Source organism: Agromyces sp. NPDC058484, from assembly GCF_042720415.1.
GTDB lineage: Bacteria > Actinomycetota > Actinomycetes > Actinomycetales > Microbacteriaceae > Agromyces.
Genome location: NZ_JBHXMP010000001.1, coordinates 434,636 through 460,355, shown reverse-complemented (window position 1 = coordinate 460,355; position 25,720 = coordinate 434,636). Strand labels below are relative to the sequence as shown.

Below are 25,720 nucleotides of genomic sequence, written 5' to 3'. Positions count from 1 at the left end.
CGATCGGGCGCAGCGCGGCGGGGGCGAACGGCGCGGCGCCGTTCCTCGGCTACGCTCGTCGGCAGCGCGCTCGCGAGTCGGAAGGGTGGGACGTGTACCTCAAGAGCCTGACGCTGAAGGGCTTCAAGTCCTTCGCCCAGCCGACGACGTTCGCATTCGAGCCCGGCGTCACCTGCATCGTCGGACCGAACGGCTCAGGCAAGTCGAACGTCGTCGACGCACTCGCGTGGGTCATGGGGGAGCAGGGCGCGAAGACGCTTCGCGGCGGGAAGATGGAGGACGTCATCTTCGCGGGCACCGCGACGCGCGGCCCGCTCGGTCGCGCCGAGGTGAGCCTCACGATCGACAACGCCGACGGCGCCCTGCCGATCGAGTACAGCGAGGTGACGATCTCGCGCACCCTCTTCCGAAGCGGGGCGAGCGAATACGCGATCAACGGAGAGACCTGCCGGCTGCTCGACGTGCAGGAGCTGCTCAGCGACTCAGGGCTCGGCCGCGAGATGCACGTCATCGTCGGTCAGGGTCAGCTCGACGCGGTGCTGCATGCGAGCGCCGAGGACCGTCGCGGGTTCATCGAGGAGGCGGCGGGCATCCTGAAGCACCGCCGGCGCAAGGAGAAGACCCTGCGCAAGCTCGACGCGATGCAGGCGAACCTCACGCGGCTCTCCGACCTGGCGGGTGAGATCCGGCGCCAGCTGAAGCCGCTCGGACGCCAGGCCGAGGTCGCCCGTGAGGCGGCGACGATCGCCGCCGTGGTGCGCGACGCCCGCGCGCGCCTGGTCGCCGACGAGGTCGTCGGCCTCCGCCTCGCCCTCGAGGCGCACGGCCGCAGCGAGAACGAGCGACACAGCGAGCGGCAGGTGCTCCAGGACGAGCTCGAACAGCATCAGGCGCGCGTCGAGCGACTCGAGGCCGCCTACGTGGGCGACGACGTCGACACCGCGCGATCGACGAGCCACGCGCTCGAGTCCGCGCAGGAGCGGCTGCGCGCACTCGATGCGCTCGCCCGCCAGCGCATCGCACTGCTCGGCGCCGAGGTGCAACCGACGGATGCCGCGCCCAGCGTGACTCGGACGATGATCGACGAGGCGAAGGCAGGACTCGACGCATTCGCCGCAGCGGTCGGCGACGGGGCATCCGGCCTCGAATCGGCGGTCACGGCGACGCGGGTCGCACGCGACGAGCTCGACCTGGTCGACGAGGGCATCGCAGCGCAGAGCGCCCGCGTCACCGCGTACGACCTCGAGCTCTCGAAGGTCGCGGGTCGAGCCGATATGGCGTCCTCGAAGCTTGCGATGGTGCGCGGAGAGGTGCTGCGCCACGCGAACGCCCTCGAAGCGGCCGGTGCCCGCCGCGATGCCGCGGCGGCGTTGCTCGTCCAGGCCGAGACCGAAGCCGGGTCGGGCGATGACGCCGAGACCGATCTCGACGAGGCGTACGAGCTCGCCCAGGCGGCCGTCTTCGAAGCGGAGGCCGAGATCGAACGCATCCGCGAGGAACTGCACGGTCGCGAACGTGAACAGGGTGCGCTCGCCGCACGCACCGCCGCACTCTCGCTCGCGCTCGACCAGAAGGACGGCTCGGCCGCGCTCGTCGGGGCCGGCGTCGCGGGCGTGCGCGGCCTGCTCGCCGAGTCGCTGCGGGTCGAGCCGGGCTACGAGCCGGCGATTGCTGCGGCTCTCGGATCGCTCGCCGACGCGGTCATCGTCGACGACCGAGCCGCCGCGTTCCGGGCCCTCGAGCACGCCGAACGCGGCGAGCTCGGCAGGGTCGCCCTGGCGTTGGCGGATCCGGGAACGGTGAGGCGTTCCGCCCCCTCGGTCGACGGCCTGATTCCCGCCGGCGACGTCGTCACCGCCCCCGATGGCGTCGTCGGCCTCCTCGCGGAAGTGCTCATCGCCGACGACCTCGCCTCGGCACGTGACGCGGAGCACACGCTCACCCGGGTCGACGCGCCCGCGACCGTGATCACGAAGGACGGCACCGTGGTCGGCCGGTACGTCATCCACGGCGGGACAGGCCGCGAGCAGAGCCGCATCGAGCTCATCGCCGAGCGCGACCGCGCGAATGCGCGCCTCGAGGAGGTGCGCACGGAGCTCGAGCGCTCACGGCACGACCTCGCCGAGCAGCGCACCATCCTCGATCGGTCGAAGCAGCAGGCGAAGCACGCGCTCGCGGCCCTGCGCGAGTTCGACGCACAACTGGCCCAGCGCACCGAGCAGCTCAACCGTGCGCGCGTGCAGGCGGAGGCGATGGAAGCTGAGGCCGCGCGCCTCGAGCAGGCCGCAGCCGGCGCGCGGGAGCGCGTCGCCGACGCCGAACGCGCCGCCGACGAAGCGCGCGCCGACCTCGAGGCCGTGAAGGCCACCGCGCGCCCCGTGCTCGACGTGTCGGCGCGCGACGGTGCGCTCGTGGCGCTCGAGCTGGCCCGCGAGCGCGAGGTCGAGGCACGGCTGAAGCTCGAGACCGCGAAGGAGCGGGTGCGTGCCGAGGAGGCGCGCGTGCGGGCGATGGGGCGCCAGTTCGAGATGGAGCAGCAGGCGGCAGCGGATGCCGCTCGCCGCGCCGTCATCCGTCGCGCCCAGCTCGAGGCGGCCTCGCGCGTCGCCGAGTCGCTCCCCGCCGCCCTCGCCTCCGTCGACGCCTCGGTCGCGGAGGCCCGCGTCGCGCTCGGCCGCGCCGAGGCCGAACGCTCCAGCCGAAACGAGGAGCTTCAGCGGGTACGTCGTGAGGAGGCCGCGGTGCGCGAGCGGTTGCACGTCGTCACCGAGGACGTGCACGGGCTCGAGCTGCGCATCTACGAGAAGAAGCTGCACGTCGCCGCGCTCGTGGAGCGGGCCGAGTCGGAGCTCGGCCTCGACGAGGCCGTACTCGTCGCCGAGTACGGGCCCGACGTGGCGGTGCCCGGTGACCACGAGGACGACGAGCCGCGCCCGTTCTCGCGCGACGAGCAGCAGCGGCGCCTCGCGGGCGCCGAGCGGAAACTGGCGCAGCTCGGCCGCGTGAACCCCCTCGCACTCGAGGAGTTCGCCGCGCTCGAGCAGCGGCACAAGTTCCTCACCGAGCAGCTCGCCGACCTCGCGGACACGCGCAAGGACCTGCTCACGATCATCGAGGAGATCGACGGCAAGATGGAGTCGATCTTCCGGGGCGCGTTCGAGGACACCCGCGAGGCGTTCGCCGAGGTCTTCCCGGTGCTCTTCCCGGGTGGCACCGGCTCGATCTCCCTCACGAACCCCGACGACATGCTGACGACCGGCATCGAGGTGGCGGTGAAGCCCGCGGGGAAGAAGATCGAGCGGCTGTCGCTCCTCTCGGGCGGCGAGCGCTCGCTCGCGGCGGTCGCCCTGCTCATCGCGATCTTCAAGGCGCGCCCGAGCCCGTTCTACATCATGGACGAGGTGGAGGCGGCGCTCGACGACGCGAACCTGGGACGCCTGCTCACCACCCTCGAGGACCTGCGCGAGTCCAGTCAGCTCATCGTGATCACTCACCAGAAGCGCACGATGGAGATCGCCGACGCGCTCTACGGCGTGTCGATGCGTCAAGACGGCGTGTCGGCGGTCGTCGGGCAGCGCGTGCGGGAGGAGCGCGAGGCGAAGGCCAGCTGAGATCCAGGGGAGGAACGTGATCGCCGCGTGATGGACGTGCCGCGAACCGCCGGCGGTTCCTTCGCGGTGAACATCGGCCGCTATGGTGGAACCCGTGCCTTTCGCGCTCGCGCTCACCGTGATCCTGGCGGTGCTGGCGATCTTCCAGTTGGCGCGCGCCTTCGGCGCCCCCCTCGGCCGATTCGCATGGGGCGGGAAGCACCGCGTGCTTCCCGTGGGTTTGCGCATCGGCAGCGTGCTGTCGATCCTCGTCTACGCGCTGATCATGGTCATCGCCTGGGACCGGGTTGGGGCGATCGACGTGTTCCCCGAGCCGTTCTCGGAGGTCGCGATGTGGGTGATCTTCGCCTACTTCGTGCTCGGCATCCTGTTGAACGCGATCTCGCGCAGCAAGCCGGAGGGCTTCACGATGGTGCCCGTCTCGATCGTCTTGGCCGGTCGACTACCGGAGGGTCGATGATGGGGATGGTCCGCAAGCCATCCCCTCACGAGCGGTGTGCGTCGTGCCAGGCCTGGGTGACCTCTGGACGCAGACGGCCGCGGTCGGAGACGGCCAGCCCGGCAGCCATGGCCCAGGCGCGGACCTCCCGGGTGGTGGGTCCAGCGAGGGGCGACCGGGACACGTCGGGGTCGTCGGTGACGCCGATGCGGGAGGTGGCGGCGAACTCAGCCGCAGCCCAGGCGTGGGCAGCGGCGAGGTAGCGGTAGGTCCATTCCTCCGCGAGCTGGCGGGTCTCACAGAAGACGATGGGCACGGTGGGCCAGCGAACCTGCAGCTCGGCCAGGCCGTCGGCCACGATTGCGGGACGGATCCGGTCGAGCTTGAAGATCTGCGAGTAGCGGTCCTCCACCACGACTGCGGCACGCGGGAGCGCGGCGAGCTCGCCGAGGGCGAACCGTAGAGTGCCGTTGGTGAGGCTGGAAACCAGGTCGGGCAGGGACTTGCGCTCCACGGCCGCGACCAGCCGGTCATCCGCCTCCACGCCGTAGTCGCCGCAGGGCAGAGTCCTCTTGGTGGTGCGCACCTGCTGACCGGAGAATCCGTAGGCGTACCGCTCCCGGGTATCGACGACGATCTGCAACTCGGTGATGCCGGCGGCCCTGGCGGTCGGCAGGGCCACGTTCGGGCGGGCTTGCTTGCGGGTGCGTGGGGACTGCCAGAACACCGCTTCCCGGCCGCGCGCAGCGGTGAACACGAGTTGGGAGCGGTTCTCCCGGCTCCTGTCAAGGATCAGGTCGATGGCCGCCCCGCGGCGCGCGCAGGAACGGACGGGCACCCGTTCGACGACGTCCGGGTCATCGGGCCATTCGTCCAAGCCGACCGGGTAGCAGTACAGCGCCTTGGTTCGCGGCCATGTGCCCGCGGTGCGAAACACCAACCCGGCGCCGAGCGGTATCCGCAGCAGGTACGGCAGCCGTGAGTCGGGGTCGGGGTTGGTCGCGATCAGCAATTCAGCCATCGTCGCCACCGTCGTGAGGTGTGCCATGTGTCAAGTTCGTCTCCGCGGATCCACAACGTGATGCCCACTACTGATGAGGCTACGCCGACTCCGGGGCGTGCCCACCACCGCTCAGCTCAGGTGAGCCGGCGGTCGTCGGGCTCGACGATGCGGAACCACCGGTACCCGTACGCGTCGAGGTGCACGTCGATCCGGCCGCGCTCGTCGAGGTCGAACGCGTCCACGGTGAACAGGTCGGACAGCTTCGAGTCCGGCGCGACCTCGCCGAGCTGGAGGGTCACGACGGTCGGTACCGCCGCGAAGTTGTGCACGGCGACGAACCGGCCGACGTCGGCGGTGATGCGGTGCGCCAGCACGGCGTTCTGCCCGCTCGGCAGGACCTCGAGGCGTCCCCAGCCGATCTCGGGTGAGCTGCGGTAGCGCACCGCGAAGCTCCGGATGGCACTGAGAAGCGAGTCGGGGTCATGCATCTGCGCCTCGACGTTCACATGTTCGGGCGCGCAGCCGTCCGTCGGGGGCTGCGAAACGAGCCTGCGCGGCGTGGCGCGCGAGAACCCGCCGTTCACCTCGTCGGTCCACTGCATCGGCGTGCGCACGGCGAGCCGCTTGCGTTCGGCCCCGTTCTCGCCCATGCCGATCTCCTCGCCGTAGAAGAGCACGGGGGTCCCGGGCAGCGAGAACAACAGGCTGTACACCATGCGGATGCGACGTGGATCGCCATCGAGCATCGGCGGAAGTCGCCGCACGATGCCGCGACCGTAGACGCGCATCCACTCCTCGGGAGCGAAGGCCTCGAAGACCTCCTCGCGCTCGGCGTCGGTCAGCTTGTCGAGCGTGAGCTCGTCGTGGTTGCGGACGAAGTTGGCCCACTGCGCCTCGGGCTCGAGCTGGGGCCGTTTCGCCAGCGACGCTGCGAGCGGGCGCGCGTCCTCGCGCGCCAGCGAGAGGTAGAACGCCTGCATCCCCAGGAAGTCGAACTGCATCGTGAGCTCGGCGGGTTCACCGCGGCGACCGAAGAACTCGAGCTGCTGGTCGAACGGAAGGTTCACCTCGCCGAGGAGCACGGCCTCGCTCGATCGACGTTGCAGGAATCGCCGGATGTCGCGGAGGAACTCGTGCGGATCCCCGATGTCGACGCCCGCGGGCGGTTCGATGAGGAACGGCACCGCGTCGACGCGGAACCCCGAGATGCCGAGCTCCAGCCAGTACCCGATCGTCTTCGCGATCTCGTCCCGTACCGCGGGGTTCGCGATATTGAGGTCGGGCTGGTGCCGGTAGAACGTGTGCAGGAAGTACTGGCCGGTGCGCTCGTCGAGCTCCCACACGCTGTCCTCCTCGCCGGGGAACACCGTCTGCGGCTGCTGCTTCGGCGGTTCGTCGACCCACACGTAGAAGTCCCGGAACGGCGCCGTGCGGCTCCGACGCGCCGACTTGAACCACGGATGCCGGTCGGACGTGTGGTTCATGACGAAGTCCATGATCACCCGCATGCCGCGATCGCGTGCGGTGCGGGTGAACTCGGCAACGTCGCCGAGGGACCCGAGCCTGGGGTCGACCCCGAGGAAGTCGGTGATGTCGTAGCCGTCGTCGCGGTCGGGCGTCGGCTGGAACGGCATCAGCCAGATGCACGTCACGCCCAGTTCGGCGAGGTGGTCGAGTCGATGGGCGAGCCCCTCGAAGTCGCCGTAGCCGTCGTCGTTCCAGTCCATGTACGTTTCGACGTCGAGGCAGTAGACGACGGCGGTCTTCCACCAGAGGTCGCTGCGATCGGTGATCCTCATCTTCCTGCCTCCTTGAGCGCGGGCAGGACCCGTTCGCCGAACGTGTCGATGAACCCGTCCTGCTCGGTGCCGACGTGGTGCAGGTAGACGCGGTCGACGCCGAGCGCGACGATGTCGGCGAGGTGGGCGAGATGCCGGGCGGGGTCGGATGAGCACAACAGGGTCTCGGCCACCTGCCCGGGCGTGACGTCAGCGGTGCGCTCGTCGAAGTCCTGCGGCCGGTCGAGCTCCCACGCGAGGTTCGCCGGGACGAGGCTCTGGCGCCACTGGTCATGGGCGATCGCCACCGCCTCCTCGTCGGTCGGCGCCCAGCTCAGGTGCACCTGCACGGCCATCGGCCCGCGTCCGCCGGCATCGCGATAGGCGTCCATGAACTGGCGGAGCGCGCCCGTCGGCTGGTCGATCGTGATGACCCCGTCGGCCCAGGGTGCGACCTCGCGAGCCGTCTCAGTGCTCACCGCAGCGGCGAACAGCGGGGGCGGCACCGCGGGGAGGCTCCACACGCGGGCCCGGTCGACCCGGACCAGCCCGTCGGCCGAGACCTCCTCACCGGCGAGCAGCCGGCGGATGACGTCGACGGTCTCGGCGAACCGGGCGTCTCGCTCGTCCTTGTCGGGCCACGGATCTCCCGTGACGTGTTCGTTGATGGCCTCGCCACTGCCGAGCGCCGCCCAGAACCGCTCCGGATACATCTCGGCGAGGGTGGCGAGCTTCTGCGCGGCGACCGCCGGATGGTAGCGCTGGCCGGGAGCCGTGACCACGCCGAGCGAGAACCGCGTGGCTTCGAGCGCGGCGGCGAGCCAGCTCCATGCGTACCCGGAGTGTCCCTGCCGCACGCTCCACGGCTCGAGGTGGTCGCTGCACATCGCGCCGTCGAATCCGGCCTGCTCCGCACGCTTCACCGCAGCGAGGAGACGGCTCGGGGGGAGTTGTTCGTGCGAGGCGTGGAATCCCACGATCGTCATCCGCAGTCCTTCCGTCGTTCCCGAGGGTTCCGTGCCCGTGACGGAGCAGCAACCCCTTGCCGGTCGCGGCGTCCTCGTGTACCCGGGGCGCCCCGCGGCATCCGCTCGCCCGGCCTCGCCATAGGCTGGATGCATGGCAGAACGCGCATCCTGGTCGCTCGGCGCGGCCCTTCGCGGGGTCTTCGGCGCGAAGACGATCGACGACGGCACGTGGGACGACCTCGAATCGGCGCTCATCCGGGCGGACTTCGGCCCGGCGATCACCGAAGAGGTCGTCGACGCGATCCGGGCGCAGGTCGACCGGTACAAGACCACCGACCCCCGCGACGTGCAGCGGATGCTCCGCGAGCTCATCGAGGAGCGGCTCGCGAAGTACGACCCCACGCTGAAGCTCACCGAGCGTCCTGCCGTCGTGCTCGTCGTGGGCGTGAACGGCGTCGGCAAGACGACGACGATCGGCAAGTTCGCGAGGTTCCTGCGCAGCTACGAGCGGAGCGTCGTCGTGGGTGCGGCCGACACGTTCCGCGCCGCGGCGGTCGACCAGCTCGCGACATGGGCGCACCGGGCCGGGGTCGGGATCGTGCGTCCTGAGCGCGAGGGCCAGGACCCGGCATCCGTCGCCTTCCAGACGGTGGAGAAGGCGAAGCAGGATGGCACCGAGATCGTCATCATCGACACCGCCGGCCGCCTGCACACCAAGGGCGGGCTCATGGACGAGCTCGGCAAGATCAAGCGGGTCGTCGAGAAGCAGGCGCCGATCAGCGAGGTGCTGCTCGTGCTCGACGCGACCACCGGGCAGAACGGGCTCGCGCAGGCCGAGGCGTTCCTCGAGCACGGCGGCGTCACCGGGCTCGTGCTCACGAAGCTCGACGGCACCGCGAAGGGCGGCTTCGTGCTCGCCGTGCAGGAGAAGACCGGGCTGCCGATCAAGCTGATCGGCCAGGGCGAGGGGATCGGCGACCTCACGGGTTTCACGCCGCACGTGTTCGCGCAGAAGCTCGTCGGGTAGCGACAGGGGAGGCATCATGGCGACCGAGCACGATTACTTCGGAATCGTCGGCGACTACTGGTCGGAGATGGTGGAGTACGGCGACCAGCGTGTGGAGGTCGTGCTCGACGCCGATTCAGACGGAGTCTCGTCGGCCTCGCTCGACGCGGCGGCCGTCATGGTCGGCGAACTCGAGCTCATCGACGACGAACTCCGGTCGGCCTTCGTGGGGCAGCTCGACTCGGGCACGAGCCCGGTGACGCGGTTCCTGCGCACCGTGCTCGAGGGCGAGAATGCCGAAGCTGCGGATGCCGCGATCGATCGTGACTCGGGTGACCACGACATCGACGCGCTCCGCTCGCTGAGTCTCGTTCGCGTCGACCTCAGACCCGATGCCGACGGCGACGGCGAGGCCTTCGCCGAGTTCGAGTACGGACTCGCGCCGGATGACCTCGACCCGCGCCTGGTCGCCTCGATCGACATCGCGCGCGAGGTCGTCGACGTGCGGTTCGAAGGCTGAGCTCACCGCTGTTCGAGCACGTCTGCTGCCGACGGGGCCTCGCGGTCGGACGGCGTCCGCCGTCGAGCGGCGAGCACGATGAGCACACCGGAAGCAACGCCGACGACCATCGGGGACGGGACGAGGAGTACGGCGGCCACGGCGAACCAAGCGGCGAGCACCCAGCCGGACCAGGCCGGCGGCACGAACCCCCGACCCGCACCCCACCAGAGAAGCGCGCCGAGTACGATGAGCGGCACCGCGAAGCTGCCGACACCGCCCCAGAACGCAAGTGCGTTCCGGAACGACGCGTCACCCGCATTCGGACCCTGCATGAGCGGTACCGCGGCCCAGAAGCCCGTCGTCGCCCAAACGGCCATGCGCGATCCGGCGACGACGCCCATGACGACGAGGTGGCCGAAACCGAGTAACACCAGCAGGACGCCCGCCACGCGCAGCATTCGCGGGCTGTTCACAGTGTTCATCGATCGTCCGCTCCTCATCATGTACGGCACCGTATGCTTGATCTGTACCGTACCGTACACTTGCAATTCCAGTGCCGCAATCGTTCGCGGCAAGACCGCCGAGGAGGAAGCCATGCCCGCTGTCGTCGTAACCCCACGGCAGCGCTGGATCGACGCCGGGCTCGACGCGCTCGCCGACGGCGGCACCGACGCTGTGCGCGTCGAGACGATCGCGACCGTGCTCGGGGTCACGAAAGGCGGGTTCTACGGACATTTTCGCGGTCGGCCGGCGCTGCTCGAGGCGATCCTCGACGAATGGGAGCGTCGCTGCGTCGATGAGGTGATCGAAGAGGCCGACGCCCTCGGCGGTGATGCGGCCGACCGTCTCCGCCTCGCGGGTCGACTCTCGTCGTCCGAGCGTCTCCAACGCATCGACCTCGCCGTCCGCGAATGGGCCCGCCACGATCGAGCCGTTGCCGACCGGCTCCGCCGTGTGGATGGGCAGCGCATGGACTACCTGCGCTCCCTGTTCGGCATGTTCATCGACGAGCCCGGCGAGGTCGAGGTACGGAGCACCCTGCTCTTCGCCCTCGCCATCGGTCGTCACTTCATGATGGTCGGCGACGACCGTGCCACGGCACGGGCGGTGATCAGCCGAGCCGCCGAGTTCCTGCTCCGCTCCGAAGCGTCCAGCCCGCGGAGCGGGGAGGCATCCACGGTCACTTAGAATCGAAGGCACCATGGCTACCTTCGGAAACCTGTCTGACCGCCTCGCCGAGACCTTCAAGAACCTCCGCACCAAGGGCAAGCTGTCGGCGGCCGACGTCGATGGCACCGTGCGCGAGATCCGTCGTGCGCTGCTCGACGCCGACGTCTCGCTCGATGTGGTCAAGCAGTTCACCGCGCACGTGCGCGAACGCGCCCTGGGCGACGAGGTCAACAAGGCGCTGAACCCGGCCCAACAGGTCGTGCAGATCGTGAATGAGGAACTCATCGCGATCCTCGGCGGCGAGCAACGCCGGCTGCAGTTCGCGAAGAACCCGCCGACCGTGATCATGCTCGCGGGTCTCCAGGGCGCCGGCAAGACGACGCTCGCGGGCAAGCTGGCGAAGTGGCTCGTGAAAGACGGCCACACGCCGATCCTCGTCGCGGCCGACCTGCAGCGCCCCAACGCCGTGAACCAGCTCCAGGTCGTCGGCTCCCAGGCCGGCGTGCCGGTGTTCGCCCCCGAACCGGGCAACGGCGTCGGCGATCCCGTGCGGGTCGCGAAGGACGCGATGAAGCACGCCGAGCGCAGCCTGCACGACGTCGTCATCATCGACACGGCGGGCCGCCTCGGCGTCGACGCCGAGATGATGAAGCAGGCTGCGAACATCCGCAAGGCCACGAACCCCGACGAGGTGCTGTTCGTCATCGACGCGATGATCGGCCAGGACGCGGTCACCACGGCGAAGGCATTCCAGGAGGGTGTGGACTTCACCGGTGTCGTGCTGTCGAAGCTCGACGGCGACGCCCGCGGTGGCGCGGCGCTCTCCGTGGCATCCGTCACCGGGCGACCCATCATCTTCGCGTCGACCGGTGAGGGCCTCGACGACTTCGAGCCGTTCCACCCCGACCGCATGGCGAGCCGCATCCTCGACCTCGGTGACATCCTCACCCTCATCGAACAGGCCCAGGAAGCCTTCGACGAGGAGGAGGCGCTGAAGGTCGCCGAGAAGCTCGCGACCGAGCAGTTCACCCTCGACGACTTCCTCGCTCAGATGCAGCAGCTCCGCGGCGCCGGCTCGATCAAGAAGATGCTCGGCATGCTGCCAGGTGCCGGCGGCATGAAGCAGCAGCTCGAGAACTTCGACGAGCGCGAGATCGTGCGAACCGAGGCGATCATCCAGTCGATGACGCCGGCCGAGCGCAAGAACACGAAGCTCCTGAACGGCTCCCGGCGCCTGCGCATCGCGAGAGGCTCGGGCATGACCGTCACCGACGTGAACCAGCTCGTGCAGCGCTTCGAGCAGGCCGCCAAGATGATGAAGACCGTCGCACGCGGTGGGATGCCGCAGATCCCCGGGATGGGGCCGATCCCGGGTGCCGGCGGCTACGGCGGGGGCAAGCGACAGGCCGCCAAGGGCAAGAAGAAGTCGTCGGGCTCGCGCTCGGGCAACCCCGCGAAGCGTGCGGTCGAGAACGCCGCGATCGCGTCGGGCGTGACGCCGGCCAGCGCCGGGGCGCCCGCCGGTTCGGGCTTCGGGCTCGGCGGTGGAGCCGGCGCAGGCGCCAAGCAGGGTCAGGCGGCACCGAGCGAGGAGGAGCTCGCGGCGCTGCAGAAGTTCCTCGGCCGCTGACGGCGGTCAGTTCAGCTCCCGGGCAGTACCGGCCGCGGCTTCCGCAACGAGCGCAAACTACCGATCCCGTATCCTGCTCACCAGCGCCGCGAAAGTCGCAGCGTGAACACCCTCCAGCAGGTCGGTTCACCACGAACCGCCAAGAGCCCCTTCCGTGGCGGCCTGCGCGTTCGCAGTCCGGAGCGACATGTGCTCCCAGGGTGTCCGGTACTTGCGTACCGGATCTGCGGAGCGAACACCCTCGGGTCGAGTAACGCTGGGACCGTTCAGTCACACTCCACGCCCGGCGAGCCGCGCCTCGATCTCGAGGAGCCGATCGATCTCGAGCGCCTGTGATGTCGCAATCTCACGAGCCCACCGTGTGACGGCGGGCTCGCCGCGCTCGCCGAGCCGTGCCTCGGCCATCTCGACCGCGCCCCGGTGGTGCGGCACCATCGCGGCGATGAACAGGTCGTCGAATGCCGCACCGTCGAGGGTCGTTGCACGGTCGAACGTCGAACGACTGATCTCCCCGGACATCGCCTCGTGTTCGTGCTCGGCGTTCGCGCGGCCCCGTGACCGTCGCGTGTCGAGCCAGGCGCTCACCGTATCGGCCTCGGCTGCCTGCACCACGAGGATGCGCCCGGCGAACTCGGCCAGCTCGGGATCCTCCACCCGCCCCGGCGCGAGCTCGGCGAGCTCTACCGCCTGCTCGTGATGCGCGACCATCGCGCTCATGAACGCGAGATCGGCGGCCGTTGCGCCGCTCTCCGCTGCGCTGTGAGATGCCGGGTCGTCGGATGCCACGGCATCTCGGGCCCCAGCCTCGCTGCTGCCCGGCGGTGCGGGAGTCACGAACGGCGGTGCAGGGGTCACGAACGCCGTCGTCGCCTGACCGCTTCCGCTCGCCGTGCACGACGAGAGGGCGGGCGCCGCGAGCAACGAGATGAGTGCGACCCACACGATCGCGGCACCGCGCGGCATCCGCTCGCTCATGACCCCGCCCGGCGACGCCGCCGTGCGAGCACGACGCGACGTCGCGCGACCACGGCCGCGGCCGCCGTCGTTGCCAGCACGAGGAGGATGGCGATCACCCACCACGGCCGGCCGGTGTCTCCCTCGCTCTCGGCGGCCGCGGACGTCGACGACGGCGCCGCCACCGTGACGCTCGCGAGCGCGAGGCGCGGTGCCGACGCGTCGCCGCGCGCGACGAGATCGTACCGCCCGGGCTCGAGCGGGCCGGGAAGCGTGACGCTCGTCGCGGGGAGCGACCCGTCGGCCGCCGCCGCGACGGTGGCGAGCACCGTCTGGGTCGGCATCCACCAGATGTCGGTCGTCTCGCCGGGCGTGAGCGAACCGGCCGGGAGCGAGACGGTCGCCGCGGCGTCGGCCGCGGGCTCGATCGTCGCCGGCTCCACCGAGAGCGTCTCGAGCGGGGCGCGCTCGACCTCCGCGGCCGGCACGACCGGCGCCTCGCGCCATACCCAGGCGTACTCGGGCTGGGTCTGCGGATTGAGCCCGGCGTCGTCGTACCGTGCGGCGTCGGCGAAGATCGGATCGGTGAGGCGCAGCACCTCGAGTCCCTCGTACATGTCGCTCGCGTACAGGTACCCGCGATAGGGATACACCGACCAGATGCCTGCGGTGAAATCCATCGAGTACCCGTAATCGGGTCGGTCGAACCAGGTGAGTTCGACCGGCGCGGCCGGGTCGGAGAAGTCGACGACCGACACGCCGCCCTCGAGCCACGCCTGCGCGACGACGAAGCGGCCGGGCACGGGCACGAGCCCGCCCGAGTGGGCGACGCACTTCTCGAGATCGGATTGGACGCGCGGCAGCTTGTACGTGCCCGCCTTGACGAGGCCGCCCGCCTCGATGAGCCACACCGCATCCGCCCCGCGGTCGGCGCCGAATGCGGGCGAGCAGGTGTTGATGAACCCGTCGCCGAGTTCGTCCTGGAACACGATGCGAGTCGCGTCGTTGTCGAAGATGCCCGAGTGCCAGAACGCGACCGCCGGATCCCGCACTCGCTGCAGGACCACGGGGGCGAGGGGGTCGGCGATCGAGAGCAGCAGACCGTCGCCGCGGCAGGCGGCCACGGCGAGCGCCTTCGCCGGGTAGGCGGTGATGTCGTGGCATCCGGTGGTCGACCTGGTCTCGGCACCGCCCGCGACCCGGTCTTCGGGCCCGAAGGCGGTCTCGTCGTCGAAGAGGTCGAGCTCGCCCGCGACGGCAGCGTTCTCGGGGGCGTCCAGGGGGACCTCGATGATCTGCAACGGGTTGCGTCCAGTGCAGTTGCGGGATGCCCCGCGGCTGTACGCGTTCATGTAGACGAACACACGTGCGCTGTTCTCCGGGTCGGGCACGACCGTGTGCGTGTGCGACCCGCAACGGGTGCGCACAGCAGCCGCGTAGCGGGGCTCGCGGGGCTCGCTGATGTCGAAGATCCGGAGCCCCTCCCAGTTCTCCTCGGTCTCGGGCACGCGGGTCGCCTGGCAGGAGTCGTCGGACATGGTCTCGTCGATCGACACGAACACCAGGTTCCCGACGGCGCTCACGTCGCCCTGTCCGCCGGGACACGAGACCGCGCTCACGAGCTCGGGCGCCGTCGGGTCGGCGATGTCCCAGAGCGAGAAGCCGGCGAAGTTGCCCTGCACCAGGTGGTCGCCCGTGAACGCGAGGTCGGAGTTGATGAAGTCGGGGTCGTCTCCGTGCCGGAACGGGTTGTCGCGGTGCGCGACCCACTCCAGACCGGGACCGATCGAGGGCTCCCGATCGGCGGGCTGTGCGGCCGCGGGCGGGGCGATCAGCGCGAGGACCGCGCCGGTGACCGCCACGCCGACCGCGGCCGGCCGCGCTCGCCGCACGACGCGATCCGCTCGCTGCACCACACGATCGCCGGGCACGGTTCAGCCCTGCGAGTCGCCGTCGCGTCGCACCCGCGCACCGTCGACGAAGGCGTCGAACGACGAACCCCGGAGGAGCTCGATCGGCCGCGGGCCGGTGTTCGCGCGCCCGATGAGCTCGTCGTGGTCGACGGAGGCGCCGGATGCCGCGAACACCACGTTGCCCAGGCTCTCACCGGCGGCGACGGCCGGGGAGGCGAGCGCGACCACCTCGGGATGGATCGACGCGAGGGTTGCGCCGACCTCCCGGCTCATCTCGAGCCCCCCGGTCGCGAGGGTGTTGACGACGATGATGCCGTCTGGAGCGAGAAGCTGGCCGAGCTGGGTGAAGAACTGGACCGTCGACATGTGGCGAGGTGACACTCTGCCCGAGAAGACGTCGACGATCGCGACGTCGTAACCGCCGGCGATGCGCGCCGCGCGCTCGACCGCCGCCCTGCCGTCGTCGTACTCGACCGTGAGCTCGACCCCGTCGTGGAGGGGCAGCGCGTCGAGCACGAATTCGAGGAGCTCACGGTGGAGCTCGACGACGTGCTGCACCGAGCCCGGGCGAGTGGCGCCCACGTACCGTGGAATGGTGAGTGCCCCCCCGCCGAGGTGCAGCACCCGGATGGGGAGGTCAGGCCCGCGGCATCCGTCGATCACGGCGGCGACGAGCCGCGCGTACTCGAGCTGGAGGTCGCGAGGGTCGAGCGGATTGACATGCGACTGCGTGATCCCCTCGATGACGAGGGAGTACCCGCCGTGCGTGCCCCGCTCGGGCAACAGCCGCGCGCTCACCTGCTCGCCGTCGAGTTCGAGTCGGGGATCGCGCATGCGTCCCACCCTAGGTCGGCGTCGCACGGCAGGCCAGACGGCGCGGCCACTTCGGGATCATCGGGGCGGAGTTCCGGAGGCGGACGTCTCCGCCGCATAGGATGTGCGCCAAGGACCGCGGCATCCAAGGGCGGATGGCGCCCGTCGGCGAGGTCCGTGAATGGAGGCGCGGTGCAGGCGGTCCAGTCGGATCAGGTCTCGGTCGGCTGGGACGAGCGCGTCCTCGCCGCGCACACGACCCCGCATTACATGCAGTCGAGCACCTGGCAGGCGATCCGGTCAGGTGGCCCGTGGGAGGTGACGCGGCGCGACCTCGGCACCGGGCATGACTACCCGGTGCTCGTGTTCGAGCGGCACGCCGAGGGTTTCGGCACCCTGGCGCACCTTCCCCGTGTGAGCGGCGTCACCGCCGGCGACGTCGCCCCGCTCACCGAGCGCATCCGGGCGGAGCGCGGCGCCGCGTTCGCCACCAAGCTCGAGGTGCACCAGCCGCGGGATGAGGAGCTCGTCGACGCCCTCGCAACGTGCGGGTGGCTGCCGACACGGGCCTCCCAGTATCGGCACACGGTCATCGTCGACACGGCGTTGAGCGACGAGGAGATCCTCGCGAGCATGAAGAAGCGCGCGCGCAGCGAGATCCGCATCGCCGAGAAGAACGACGTGCTCGTGGGCCGCGCAGAGCTCAGCGACGAGAACCGGGAGCACATGCTCGATCTCGTGCGCGAGACCGAGGAACGGTCGGGCGCGTTCTTCCGGGGCGCGGGCTATCTCGCGCGAGTGTGGCAGGCGTTCGTCGCCGACGATCGCGGGCAGCTGTACTTCGCGTGGCACGGCGGGCGAGTCGTGGCCGGCGCGTTCGTCGTGCGGTTCGGCGCGAACGCCTGGTACAAGGACGGCGGGTCTCTCCGCGACCAGCCTCAGCTCATGGCCTCCCGCCTGCTGCAGTGGGGCATCATCCGCGACCTCGCGGCATCCGGCATCCGCCGCTACGACCTCGGACACGTGCCGCCGCCCGCCGATCCCGACGCGCCCGGCCAGGGCGTGCTCACCTTCAAGAGCGCGTTCGCGCGCGACGTGCTCGAGTACATGCCGGCGTTCCAGCTCGCGCACGAGGGTCGCGCCGAACAGTGGCGCCGCGGCGAGAACGCGTTCATCGCCCGGCACCTCGAGCGCGCCGGCGACTACTGGTACTGACGGAGCACCGCAGCGGGGTCTTCGCAACCCGTCGACGGGCTGGGTCCGGCGTTGGTACCGTGCGGGAAGGCACGGGTCAGCGAGGAGATGGAGGCGCAGCCATGGTTCGACTGGAGGACGTACGCGAGGGAATGGACGTCATCGACGCGTCCGGTCAGAAGGTCGGGACGGTGAAGTCGGTGAAGATGGGCGATCCTCAGGCGGTGACGGCCGAGGGGCAGACCGTCGGAGAACGAGACGGCCTCCTGGATGTCGTGGCCGATCTCTTCACGGGCTCGGAGGACATGCCCGCCGAGGAGCGGGAGCGACTCCTCCGGGTCGGGTACATCGAGGTCGACGGCACCGGCATCGGCGGGAACTTCTTCGCCGCGGCCGACGCGGTCGAGGAAGTGTCCGAAGACTCGGTGCGCCTGAGCACCGACCGCACCGGCTCCTGACGGGGATCGCTATGAAGCGGATGCCGCGGCATCCCTCGGCGGTGAGACCCCGTTGCGGAGCTCGCGCGCGAGATGCGCGACGACCGCCGTGAGGTCGCCGCCCGATGCCTCGGCGACGCGCAGCTGTCGCTGATAGCTCGCGCCGCGGTCGAGCGTTTCGCGCACCGACTGGAGTTCCGCTGCGCAGCCGAGCCGGTCGGCCACGGGCACGAGCATCGTGAGGAGGTCGCGCAGGTCGTCGGAGACGAGGCGCTCGGTGCCCGCGACATCCGTGATGATCTCGGCATCCATGCCGTAGCGGGCGGCGCGCCACTTGTTCTCGCGCACGTACCACGGTTGCAGCACCGGGAGGGTCTCGCCCTCGTCGAGGCGCGTCGACATCCACTCGACGAGGCATTGCACGAGGGCGGCGATCGCCGCGATCTCGCCGGCCGTCGAGACGCCGTCGCAGACCCGCACCTCAACGGTGCCCCAGCGCGGCGACGGGCGGATGTCCCAGCGCACCTCGGTGTGGTCCTCGATGACGCCGGTGCGCACGAGGTCGTCGACGTACCGCTCGTACGAGGCCCAGTCGGCGAGGGGGAAGGGGAGTCCCGCGGTCGGCAACTGCTGGAACATGAGCGCACGGTTCGACGCGTACCCGGTCTCGACGCCCGCCCAGAACGGGCTCGATGCCGAGAGCGCCTGCAGGTGAGGGAGGTAGGCGAGCAGCCCGTCGAGGATCGGCAGCGCCTTGTCGCGCTCGTCGATGCCGACGTGCACGTGGATGCCCCAGATCATCATGTTGCGACCCCACCACCGGGTGCGGTCGATGAGCTTGTGATAGCGGGGCTTGTCGGTGAGGTGCTGGTCGTACCACTGGCTGAACGGGTGCGAGCCGCTGCAGACGAGCTCGTACTCGCCGAGCTCGTCGATCACCGCCCGCACCTCGGCGAGTTGGCCCTCGAGGTCGGCGACCGCGTCGGCCACGCGCTCGTGCACGTCGCTCACGAGCTCGACGGTGTTCGTGAGGAGCTCTGACGTGATCCACGGATGGTGCTCGCCGTCGCTGCGCGCATCGAGCACCTCGAGCACGCGGTCGGCGACGGACGCGAGTTCCCCCGTGGCACGATCGACGATCGCGATCTCCCACTCGATCCCCACGGTGGACCGGGCTGACCGGGCGAACTCGATGTGCATTCGAAGCCCCGTTCTCTCAGTGCGACCCGAGGTGGGGACATCATGGCACGAGAGCGGCGCTTCGTGGCAGGTTGAATTCACGGGGCGTCGCGCCGAGCGCCCGTCTCCCTTGGCGGCTACGCTGTGCCGCATGACACATCACTGCGGACCTGCGACATGACCCGGCCCACCAAGCTCCTCGAAGTCGTGAGCCTGCGCGAGCAGGTCGAGCGTGCCCTCGCATCACGGATCGTCGCAGGAGAGTTCGCCCCGGGCGTGGTGCTCACGGTCCCCACACTCGCCGCGGAGTTCGGAGTCAGCGCGACGCCGGTGCGCGAGGCGATGCTCAATCTCGCGAGGCGGGGTTTCCTCAGCCCGATCCGCAATCGCGGCTTCCGGGTGACGGATGTCTCTTCCGACGAACTCCATCAGCTCGGCGAGGTGCGAATGCTGCTCGAGGCGCCGCCCATGCGGCAGATCGCAGGCCGTGTTCCCGACGATGTCGCCGAACGGTTGCACGCGCTGGCCGATGAGATCGTCCGAGCGGCCGTTGAGCGGCGATTCCAGGATTATCTGGAGGCCGACACCGCATTCCACTTGGCGCTACTCGAATTGACGGGCAACGTGCATCTCGTCGCAGTCGTGCGCGAGTTGCGGGCGCAGACGCGGCTCATCGGTCTCGTCAACGTCGCCGGAACCGATGCGCTGGCTCGGTCGGCGCTCGAGCACGAAGAACTTCTCGGATTGCTCGCCGGCGGCGACGGGGACGCGGCGGAAGCGCTCATGCGACGTCATATCGGGCACGTCGAGGGAGTCTGGAGCGGTCGCGCCGAGGTGGCCGACCTCGGAGAATGAGTTCACGGATGCCTCGCGGAGCACGTCGGGGCTCCCGGCGAGAAGGGCGGGGACGCGATGCGGGTCGCGGTGATCGGTGCCGGCATCATCGGCGCGGCGTGCGCGCTCGAACTGGCCGAGCGCGGCGCGGAGGTGATCATCATCGATCGGGTCGGCGTCGCCGGCGAGACCTCGAGCCGGTGCGAGGGGAACCTCCTGGTCAGCGACAAGGAGCCGGGGCCCGAAGCCGACCTGGCGATCTCCTCGAACGAGCGGTGGCGCTCGCTCGCCACGAGACTCGACGAGGGGCGCACCGGCGGCCAGCCGCCGACCGAGTTCGAGGCGAAGGGCGGGGTGGTCGTCGCCTTCCCGGGAGGCGAGGCGGCGCTGCGTCGATTCGCCGCCTCCCAGCGCGAGATCGGCATCCGCGCGGATGAACTCGACGCGGACCGCCTCCTCACTGCTGAGCCGCACCTCTCACGCGAGGTCGCCATCGGGATCCACTATCCCGATGACGCACAGCTGCAGCCGTCGAACACGACGCAGGCGCTCGTCGCGACCGCGATCCGGCGCGGCGCCCGCCTCGTCGTCGCCGAGGCGACGGGCGCGCGCACCAAGCACGGTCGGATCGCGGCGCTCGACAGCACGGCGGGTCGTATGGAGGTGGACGCGGTCGTCAACTGCGCGGGACCGTGGGCCGGAGAGATGGCAGGCCGCCTCGACGCACCGCTCGACATCCGCCCCAGACGTGGGGTGATCCTCGTGACGACACCCATGGCGCAACGGATCTTCCACAAGGTGTACGACGGCGACTACGTGGGCGCCGTCGGTTCCGGGGATGCCTCGTTGCAGACCTCGACCGTCGTGGAAGCCACACCGGGCGGCACGGTGCTCATCGGCTCGAGTCGCGAGCGCGTCGGCTTCGACGATCACCCTGGCGTCGGCCCGGCGACCGCGATCGCTGCCAAGGCGATTCGGATGTTCCCGTTCCTCGCCGGCACGGGCCTGTTGCGGACGTACTTCGGGTTCCGGCCCTATGCTCCCGACCACCTTCCCGTCATCGGCGAGGATCCCCGCCTCGCGGGGCTGTTCCACGCGACCGGCCACGAGGGCGCCGGGATCGGGCTGGCCCCTGCGACTGCAGAGCTGATCGCGCACGCCGTGCTCGGCACGTCGACTGCGCTCGACCCGGCGCCGTTCCTGCCCGGTCGCGCCGGGCTCTGGATGACCGCGTGAGCGGCGAGGTCGGCATCATCGTGGACGGCGAGCCCGTCTCGGGTCGCGACGGCCAGACGATCGCGGGCGTGTTGATCGGTTCAGGACGTATCACGTGGCGGACCGCGCAGCAGGGTGAGCGCGGCGTCTTCTGCGGCATCGGCGTCTGTCACGACTGTCTCGTCACCGTGAACGGCGTTGAGGGCGTTCGGGCATGCCGGCGCCGGGCCGTCGACGGCGACCGCATCGAGCGGGAGGTGCGCCGATGACGCACATCGCGATCCTCGGCGGCGGACCCGCAGGACTGGCGGCGGCACACGCCGCGCTGGCCGCCGGTGCCGAGGTGACCCTGCTCGACGAGGGCGAACGCCTCGGCGGACAGTACTGGCGCCACCAGCCCGGCATCACCGACCCGCGCATGCAGCACGACTTCGAGCGCTTCGAGCGACTCCGCGACTCGCTCGAGCATGCGGAGGTCCATTCGGCTGCCGCGGTGTGGTCGGCGGAGCGCAGCGACGGCGGTGACGAGCGCGGGCGGCGCATCGTGCTCCGGGCCGTCGTCGGCGACGCCGACGCGGCGGCCCGGCGCACGGTGGTCGTGGAGGCCGATGCGGTCGTCGTGGCGACCGGCGCACACGATCTCGCGCTCCCTGTTCCCGGCTGGACCCTGCCGGGAGTGACGACCGCTGGCGCCGCGCAGGCGCTCGCGAAGCGCGACGGCGTCTCGGTCGGGCGCCGAACGCTCGTCGCGGGAGCCGGACCGTTTCTGCTGCCGGTCGCCCAGTCGCTCGCACTTGTGGGCTCAACGGTCGTCGGCGTGCACGAGGCATCCCGAACCGGAGCACTCGCCCGCGGATGGCTGCCGAACCCGTGGCAGCTCGCCGGCAAGGCAGGGGAGCTCGTGGAGTACGTCGGCTCGCTCGCTCGTCACCGCATTCCGTACCGCGTCGGCAGCGGCGTCGTCCGGGTGGTCGGCGATGGCCGGGTGGAGGGCGCAGTCGTCTCGTCACTCGACGCCGAGTGGCGGCCGATCGCCGGCACCGAGCGCGAGGTCGACTGCGACGCAGTTGCACTGGGCCACGGGTTCACGACGAGGCTCGAGGCGGCGATCATGCTCGGTTGCGCGATTGCGGGCGATCGAAGCGGCCGGTTCGTCGTCGTCGACGAGGAGCAGCGAACGACGCAGGAGCACGTGTACGCGGCGGGCGAGGTCACCGGGATCGGTGGCGCCGATGCCGCGCTCGCCGAGGGCGCGATCGCGGGATTCTCGGCAGCCGGCCTGCCGCTCGACGATCCGCGGATGCGCACAGTGGTCGCACGTCGCGCCCGGATCCGCAGGTTCGCTCGGCGGCTCGAGACAGCGCATGGCATCCGCCCAGGATGGACCGCGTGGCTCGACGACGACACGATCGTCTGCCGCTGCGAGGAGGTCACGAAGCGCGCCATCTCCGAACGGGCCGAGGTGCCACTTCGCGCGCTGCGCTTGGCTACACGGGCGGGGCTCGGGCCTTGTCAGGCGCGCACGTGCGGCCGTGCCGTCGAGTCGATCGTCGCGGAGGCCGGCGGCGCCATCGCCGGCGGATTCGAGCGCCGGCCGTTGCTCGCGACGGTGCGATTGGGAGAGATCGCGCGGCGCGAGCGTTGACAGGCCGAGCGCCACAGAGAACACAGAGAATTGATGCGAAGTCGTGGTAGCGTGTGATATGTTACACACTACCCAACGCGTCGAAGGAGCCGCTGATGACCACGAGTACCACCGAATACCGCACGCAGACACCGGTTGATGCCGGCGAAGCCCGTCGTGTCCGCAAGGTCATGACCGCCTCCGCAATCGGGCACTTCGTCGAGTGGTTCGACTTCGCGGTCTACGCGTACGCCGCACCGGTGATCGCCATGCTGTTCTTCCCCGACTCGGATCCAGCGGCCGCGCTCCTGGCGGTCTTCGCGATCTACGCCGTCGGCTTCGTCGCCCGCCCGATCGGCGCATTCCTGCTCGGCAACCTCGGCGACCGGTTCGGGCGCAAGCGGGTGCTCGCCTCGGTGATCCTCGTGATGGGCGTGTCGACCACGTGCATCGGCCTGCTGCCGACCTACGCCGCGATCGGCGTTTTCGCCCCGATGCTGCTCATCGTCCTGCGAATGCTGCAGGGGCTGTCCGCGGCAGGGGAGACGATCGGGTCGAACTCGTTCGTCGCCGAGCACTCGCCGATCGCACGACGCGGATTCAACGTCGGCCTCGTCTACACGTGGTCGAACCTGCCGCCCGTGATCGCGGCGCTGCTCGTGCTCGCGCTCACCAACCTGCTCACGGCCGACGCCTACGAGACCTGGGGCTGGCGCGTGCCGTTCCTGCTCGGCGCACCGCTCGCCGTCGTCGGGCTCTACATCCGCTCCCGCGTCGACGAGTCGCCCGCATTCCTCGAGATGCGTGAAAGCCGGCAGGTCGAGTCTGCACCCATCCGCGCGGTCTTCCGCGAGCAGTGGCGCAACATGCTGGTCTGCTTCAGCATCGCCGCCGTCGCAAGCCTCGGCTACTACTCGCTCACCGGCTACTTCTACTCGTACATGACGGTCACGATCGGCCTCGACTCCTCTGCGGCGCTCATCTCGAACAGCGTCGCGCTCTTGATCACCTTCGTGACCGTCCCGATCTCGGCATGGGTCTCCGACCGCATCGGCCGCCGTCGCATGCTCCTGATCGCCGGGCTGTTCGGTGCGGCCGTCGCGGTGCCCGCGTATCTCATCGTCGGCGTCGCGACGCTCGGCGCTGCGATCGTCAGCCAGGGCCTGCTCGGTCTCGCCCTCGGCCTCTTCTTCGGGCCGGCCGGCCCTGCGTTCGTCGAGCTGTTCCCGGCGCGCGTGCGCTACACCGGGGCATCCATCAGCTACAACCTCGCGTTCACGATCTTCGGAGGCACCGCGCCCCTCGTCGCCACCTGGCTCATCGGACTCACCGGCTCGACCATCGCACCCGCCTGGTACGTCGTCGCCGTCTCGGTGTTCGCGCTCGTCGTCATGCTCGGCATGCCCGAGACGAACCGGCGATCGATGCGCGACCTGGCGGCCAGCCCCACCGAGCGACGCTGACGCGCGCTCCAGGCCCATCCCCGCACACCTACACCAATGCCGACAGAATGGAACACGAAATGACCCAGCAGACCATGGACCTCGGCGGCGTCGTCGTCGCCACGACCCTCGCCTTCAAGGAAGACGCCTCGGCGCCCGCGGGGCTCGCCGTCGACTACGACCGGTTCGCCGAGCACGTCGACTTCCTGATGCGAGAAGGATGCCGCGGCGTCGGCCCGAACGGCTCGCTCGGCGAGTACTCATCGCTCACCGACAAGGAGCGACGCAAGGTGATCCAGGTGGCGGTCGAGGCCGTCGACGGACGAGGCATCGTCATCGCCGGCGCCCATGGCGTCGGCAGCCACCAGGCCCGCGTCTGGGCCGAGTGGGCGCGCGAAGACGGCGCCGATGGGGTGCTGCTGCTGCCGCCGACGCTCTACCGGGCGAACGAGGGCGAGGTCATCGCGCACTTCGAAGAGGTCGCGAAGGCCGGCCTGCCGATCATGGCCTACAACAACCCGTTCGACACCAAGGTCGATCTCGTGCCGTCGCTCGTCGCGAAGCTCGCCGAGATCCCCGAGGTCGTGGCGATCAAGGAGTTCTCGGGTGACGTGCGCCGGGTCTACGAGATCAAGGAACTCTGCGACATCGACATCATCGCCGGCGCCGACGATGTGCTGTTCGAGATGATGGTGAACGGGGCGGTGGGCTGGTTCGCGGGCTATCCGAACGCCTTCCCGAAGCAGGCCGTCGAGCTCTACAACCTGCTCGCAGACGGCAGGTGGCAGGAGGCCCGCCACCTGTACGAGCAGCTCGTGCCGGTGTTCCGGTGGGACACCCGCACCGAGTTCGTGCAGGCCATCAAGCTGTCGATGGACATCTGCGGCAACTCGTACGGCGGTGCGACACGACCGCCGCGCGGACCCCTCAGCGACGCGCAGCGCGCCCAGGTCACCGCCGACACCGAGATCGCGCTCGCCGCATTGGCTGTCCGCTGATGCACGCGCGCCGGGTGATCTCGGCCGTCGACACCCACACCGAGGGGATGCCGACCAGGGTCGTCACGGGTGGCGTCGGCCGGATCCCCGGCGCGACCATGAACGATCGCCGCTTGTACGCGATGGATCACCTCGAGGGGCTGCGAGGCCTGCTCATGAACGAACCGCGCGGCCATGCCTCCATGTCGGGTGCACTGCTTCAGCCGCCCGCACGCGACGACGCCGACTGGGGCGTGGTGTTCATCGAGGCGAGCGGGTTCCTGCCGATGTGCGGCCACGGCACGATCGGCGTCGCGACGGTGCTCGTCGAGACGGGCATGGTCGAGGTCACCGAGCCGGTGACCGAGATCCGGCTCGATGTTCCAGCGGGCCTCGTCATCACGCGAGTCGCGGTCGAGGACGGACGGGCGAAGCACGTCACGATCGAGAACGTGCCGAGTTTCGTCGAGCGATTGGATGCCTCGGTCGTGGTAGCGGGCTACGGCATGGTGCCGTATTCGATCGCCTACGGCGGCAACTTCTATGCACTTGTGAAGCTCGACGACGTCGGCCTCCCCTTCGACCGCTCCCGCAAGGACGACATCCTGCGTGCGGGGCTCGCGATCATGGAGGCCATCAACGAGTCCGCCCCGCCCGTGCACCCCGAGCTCGACGGCGCGAACCACGTGCACCACGTCGAGTTCATCGCCCCGGGTTCGGACGCGGTGCGATCGCGCCACGCCATGGCCATCCATCCGGGGTGGTTCGACCGGTCGCCGTGCGGCACCGGCACGAGCGCGCGCATGGCCGAGTTGCACGCTCGCGGCGAGCTGGCGCTCGAGACCGATTTCGTGAACGAATCCTTCATCGGCACCGAGTTCACCGGCCGGCTCGTCGGCGAGACCACGGTCGCCGGCAGGCCCGCCGTTGTTCCGACGATCACCGGCCGCGCATGGATCACCGGACTCGGACAGTACTTCCTCGACGACGACGATCCGTTCCCCGAGGGATTCGTGGTCTGACCTGATTCG

23 protein-coding genes are annotated in these 25,720 nt (G+C 70.1%); 15 read left to right on the top strand and 8 right to left on the bottom strand.

Going from position 1 to position 25,720, the window contains the following annotated elements; translation table 11 throughout:
* Positions 1 to 92 precede the first annotated feature (92 nt).
* Both smc and ACFWN7_RS02230 read left to right on the top strand, forming a co-directional pair.
* Positions 93 to 3,611 carry a chromosome segregation protein SMC gene (smc, locus tag ACFWN7_RS02235; RefSeq protein ID WP_376937102.1) on the top strand — a complete coding sequence of 1,173 codons (3,519 nt, stop codon included), beginning with the start codon at positions 93 to 95 and terminating at the stop codon, positions 3,609 to 3,611.
* 94 nt (positions 3,612 to 3,705) lie between these two features.
* The gene (locus tag ACFWN7_RS02230) at positions 3,706 to 4,071 is read left to right on the top strand and encodes a hypothetical protein (RefSeq protein WP_376937042.1); all 366 of its coding nucleotides are present in this window, start codon (positions 3,706 to 3,708) and stop codon (positions 4,069 to 4,071) included.
* Positions 4,072 to 4,096: 25 nt separating this feature from the next.
* Here ACFWN7_RS02230 and ACFWN7_RS02225 read toward each other — a convergent pair whose 3' ends face one another.
* The 3 genes from ACFWN7_RS02225 to ACFWN7_RS02215 form a co-directional block, all read right to left on the bottom strand.
* Positions 4,097 to 5,098, bottom strand: coding sequence for an ERCC4 domain-containing protein (locus ACFWN7_RS02225; protein ID WP_376937041.1), 1,002 nt, complete (start codon positions 5,096 to 5,098; stop codon positions 4,097 to 4,099).
* Between the two features lie 89 nt (positions 5,099 to 5,187).
* Complete coding sequence (locus ACFWN7_RS02220) at positions 5,188 to 6,852, bottom strand: alpha-amylase family protein (protein ID WP_376937040.1); 1,665 nt, start codon at positions 6,850 to 6,852, stop codon at positions 5,188 to 5,190.
* Complete coding sequence (locus ACFWN7_RS02215) at positions 6,849 to 7,817, bottom strand: TIGR03885 family FMN-dependent LLM class oxidoreductase (protein WP_376937039.1); 969 nt, start codon at positions 7,815 to 7,817, stop codon at positions 6,849 to 6,851. Before ACFWN7_RS02215 ends, ACFWN7_RS02220 begins: the two co-directional genes overlap by 4 nt.
* Positions 7,818 to 7,950: 133 nt before the next feature.
* Here ACFWN7_RS02215 and ftsY point away from each other — a divergent pair, with 133 nt between their 5' ends.
* Together ftsY and ACFWN7_RS02205 are read left to right on the top strand one after the other, a co-directional pair.
* Entirely contained in the window at positions 7,951 to 8,826 is an 876-nt protein-coding gene (ftsY, locus tag ACFWN7_RS02210; RefSeq protein WP_376937038.1) for a signal recognition particle-docking protein FtsY, read from the top strand.
* A gap of 16 nt (positions 8,827 to 8,842) precedes the next feature.
* Entirely contained in the window at positions 8,843 to 9,325 is a 483-nt protein-coding gene (locus ACFWN7_RS02205) for a DUF2004 domain-containing protein (RefSeq protein WP_376937036.1), read from the top strand.
* 2 nt (positions 9,326 to 9,327) lie between these two features.
* On the opposite strand, the gene ACFWN7_RS02200 is transcribed toward ACFWN7_RS02205, so the two are convergent.
* Positions 9,328 to 9,789 (bottom strand): hypothetical protein, encoded by a 462-nt coding sequence (locus ACFWN7_RS02200; RefSeq protein ID WP_376937035.1) that lies wholly within the window; start codon positions 9,787 to 9,789, stop codon positions 9,328 to 9,330.
* 112 nt (positions 9,790 to 9,901) lie between these two features.
* Here ACFWN7_RS02200 and ACFWN7_RS02195 point away from each other — a divergent pair, with 112 nt between their 5' ends.
* Both ACFWN7_RS02195 and ffh read left to right on the top strand, forming a co-directional pair.
* Positions 9,902 to 10,495 (top strand): TetR/AcrR family transcriptional regulator, encoded by a 594-nt coding sequence (locus tag ACFWN7_RS02195; RefSeq protein WP_376937034.1) that lies wholly within the window; start codon positions 9,902 to 9,904, stop codon positions 10,493 to 10,495.
* A gap of 13 nt (positions 10,496 to 10,508) precedes the next feature.
* Positions 10,509 to 12,107, top strand: a complete 1,599-nt coding sequence (gene ffh / locus ACFWN7_RS02190) for a signal recognition particle protein (RefSeq protein ID WP_376937033.1) — start codon at positions 10,509 to 10,511, stop codon at positions 12,105 to 12,107.
* 270 nt (positions 12,108 to 12,377) lie between these two features.
* Here ffh and ACFWN7_RS02185 read toward each other — a convergent pair whose 3' ends face one another.
* From ACFWN7_RS02185 to ACFWN7_RS02175, 3 genes are read right to left on the bottom strand one after another with little or no spacing between them, the layout of a single operon-like run.
* A complete protein-coding gene (locus ACFWN7_RS02185) occupies positions 12,378 to 13,082 on the bottom strand; it encodes a DUF305 domain-containing protein (protein ID WP_376937032.1) in 705 nt (234 codons plus the stop codon).
* A complete protein-coding gene (locus ACFWN7_RS02180) occupies positions 13,079 to 14,992 on the bottom strand; it encodes an LVIVD repeat-containing protein (protein WP_376937031.1) in 1,914 nt (637 codons plus the stop codon). Before ACFWN7_RS02180 ends, ACFWN7_RS02185 begins: the two co-directional genes overlap by 4 nt.
* Before the next feature lie 3 nt (positions 14,993 to 14,995).
* Entirely contained in the window at positions 14,996 to 15,808 is an 813-nt protein-coding gene (locus ACFWN7_RS02175; protein WP_376937030.1) for a spermidine synthase, read from the bottom strand.
* 171 nt (positions 15,809 to 15,979) lie between these two features.
* Between ACFWN7_RS02175 and ACFWN7_RS02170 the strand changes: the two genes are divergently transcribed.
* Together ACFWN7_RS02170 and ACFWN7_RS02165 are read left to right on the top strand one after the other, a co-directional pair.
* Complete coding sequence (locus tag ACFWN7_RS02170) at positions 15,980 to 17,002, top strand: lipid II:glycine glycyltransferase FemX (RefSeq protein ID WP_376937029.1); 1,023 nt, start codon at positions 15,980 to 15,982, stop codon at positions 17,000 to 17,002.
* Positions 17,003 to 17,103: 101 nt separating this feature from the next.
* Positions 17,104 to 17,439, top strand: coding sequence for a hypothetical protein (locus ACFWN7_RS02165; RefSeq protein WP_376937028.1), 336 nt, complete (start codon positions 17,104 to 17,106; stop codon positions 17,437 to 17,439).
* A 9-nt stretch (positions 17,440 to 17,448) separates the two neighbouring features.
* Here ACFWN7_RS02165 and ACFWN7_RS02160 read toward each other — a convergent pair whose 3' ends face one another.
* The gene (locus tag ACFWN7_RS02160) at positions 17,449 to 18,618 is read right to left on the bottom strand and encodes a glutamate--cysteine ligase (protein WP_376937027.1); all 1,170 of its coding nucleotides are present in this window, start codon (positions 18,616 to 18,618) and stop codon (positions 17,449 to 17,451) included.
* Between the two features lie 156 nt (positions 18,619 to 18,774).
* Here ACFWN7_RS02160 and ACFWN7_RS02155 point away from each other — a divergent pair, with 156 nt between their 5' ends.
* The 7 genes from ACFWN7_RS02155 (at position 18,775) to ACFWN7_RS02125 (ending at position 25,711) form a co-directional block, all read left to right on the top strand.
* Positions 18,775 to 19,452, top strand: a complete 678-nt coding sequence (locus ACFWN7_RS02155) for a GntR family transcriptional regulator (protein ID WP_376937026.1) — start codon at positions 18,775 to 18,777, stop codon at positions 19,450 to 19,452.
* 57 nt (positions 19,453 to 19,509) lie between these two features.
* Positions 19,510 to 20,667, top strand: coding sequence for an NAD(P)/FAD-dependent oxidoreductase (locus ACFWN7_RS02150; RefSeq protein ID WP_376937025.1), 1,158 nt, complete (start codon positions 19,510 to 19,512; stop codon positions 20,665 to 20,667).
* Positions 20,664 to 20,915: a 2Fe-2S iron-sulfur cluster-binding protein gene (locus tag ACFWN7_RS02145; RefSeq protein ID WP_376937024.1), complete on the top strand. Its 252-nt coding sequence runs from the start codon at positions 20,664 to 20,666 to the stop codon at positions 20,913 to 20,915. The genes ACFWN7_RS02150 and ACFWN7_RS02145 overlap by 4 nt, the downstream gene beginning before the upstream one ends.
* The gene (locus ACFWN7_RS02140) at positions 20,912 to 22,291 is read left to right on the top strand and encodes an FAD-dependent oxidoreductase (RefSeq protein ID WP_376937023.1); all 1,380 of its coding nucleotides are present in this window, start codon (positions 20,912 to 20,914) and stop codon (positions 22,289 to 22,291) included. The genes ACFWN7_RS02145 and ACFWN7_RS02140 overlap by 4 nt, the downstream gene beginning before the upstream one ends.
* Before the next feature lie 95 nt (positions 22,292 to 22,386).
* The gene (locus ACFWN7_RS02135) at positions 22,387 to 23,733 is read left to right on the top strand and encodes an MFS transporter (RefSeq protein WP_376937022.1); all 1,347 of its coding nucleotides are present in this window, start codon (positions 22,387 to 22,389) and stop codon (positions 23,731 to 23,733) included.
* 59 nt (positions 23,734 to 23,792) lie between these two features.
* A complete protein-coding gene (locus tag ACFWN7_RS02130) occupies positions 23,793 to 24,710 on the top strand; it encodes a dihydrodipicolinate synthase family protein (RefSeq protein WP_376937021.1) in 918 nt (305 codons plus the stop codon).
* The gene (locus ACFWN7_RS02125) at positions 24,710 to 25,711 is read left to right on the top strand and encodes a proline racemase family protein (RefSeq protein WP_376937020.1); all 1,002 of its coding nucleotides are present in this window, start codon (positions 24,710 to 24,712) and stop codon (positions 25,709 to 25,711) included. The genes ACFWN7_RS02130 and ACFWN7_RS02125 overlap by 1 nt, the downstream gene beginning before the upstream one ends.
* Positions 25,712 to 25,720: the final 9 nt, after the last annotated feature.

Bases quoted from the DNA above. Each gene is read 5' to 3' on its own strand.
- ACFWN7_RS02225 (WP_376937041.1), bottom strand. From the start codon at position 5,098: ATGGCACACCTCACGACGGTGGCGACGATGGCTGAATTGCTGATCGCG.
- ACFWN7_RS02220 (WP_376937040.1), bottom strand. From the start codon at position 6,852: ATGAGGATCACCGATCGCAGCGACCTCTGGTGGAAGACCGCCGTCGTC.
- ACFWN7_RS02215 (WP_376937039.1), bottom strand. From the start codon at position 7,817: ATGACGATCGTGGGATTCCACGCCTCGCACGAACAACTCCCCCCGAGC.
- ftsY (WP_376937038.1), top strand. From the start codon at position 7,951: ATGGCAGAACGCGCATCCTGGTCGCTCGGCGCGGCCCTTCGCGGGGTC.
- ACFWN7_RS02205 (WP_376937036.1), top strand. From the start codon at position 8,843: ATGGCGACCGAGCACGATTACTTCGGAATCGTCGGCGACTACTGGTCG.
- ACFWN7_RS02200 (WP_376937035.1), bottom strand. From the start codon at position 9,789: ATGAACACTGTGAACAGCCCGCGAATGCTGCGCGTGGCGGGCGTCCTG.
- ACFWN7_RS02195 (WP_376937034.1), top strand. From the start codon at position 9,902: ATGCCCGCTGTCGTCGTAACCCCACGGCAGCGCTGGATCGACGCCGGG.
- ffh (WP_376937033.1), top strand. From the start codon at position 10,509: ATGGCTACCTTCGGAAACCTGTCTGACCGCCTCGCCGAGACCTTCAAG.
- ACFWN7_RS02185 (WP_376937032.1), bottom strand. From the start codon at position 13,082: ATGAGCGAGCGGATGCCGCGCGGTGCCGCGATCGTGTGGGTCGCACTC.
- ACFWN7_RS02175 (WP_376937030.1), bottom strand. From the start codon at position 15,808: ATGCGCGATCCCCGACTCGAACTCGACGGCGAGCAGGTGAGCGCGCGG.
- ACFWN7_RS02165 (WP_376937028.1), top strand. From the start codon at position 17,104: ATGGTTCGACTGGAGGACGTACGCGAGGGAATGGACGTCATCGACGCG.
- ACFWN7_RS02160 (WP_376937027.1), bottom strand. From the start codon at position 18,618: ATGCACATCGAGTTCGCCCGGTCAGCCCGGTCCACCGTGGGGATCGAG.
- ACFWN7_RS02155 (WP_376937026.1), top strand. From the start codon at position 18,775: ATGACCCGGCCCACCAAGCTCCTCGAAGTCGTGAGCCTGCGCGAGCAG.
- ACFWN7_RS02150 (WP_376937025.1), top strand. From the start codon at position 19,510: ATGCGGGTCGCGGTGATCGGTGCCGGCATCATCGGCGCGGCGTGCGCG.
- ACFWN7_RS02140 (WP_376937023.1), top strand. From the start codon at position 20,912: ATGACGCACATCGCGATCCTCGGCGGCGGACCCGCAGGACTGGCGGCG.
- ACFWN7_RS02135 (WP_376937022.1), top strand. From the start codon at position 22,387: ATGACCACGAGTACCACCGAATACCGCACGCAGACACCGGTTGATGCC.
- ACFWN7_RS02130 (WP_376937021.1), top strand. From the start codon at position 23,793: ATGACCCAGCAGACCATGGACCTCGGCGGCGTCGTCGTCGCCACGACC.
- ACFWN7_RS02125 (WP_376937020.1), top strand. From the start codon at position 24,710: ATGCACGCGCGCCGGGTGATCTCGGCCGTCGACACCCACACCGAGGGG.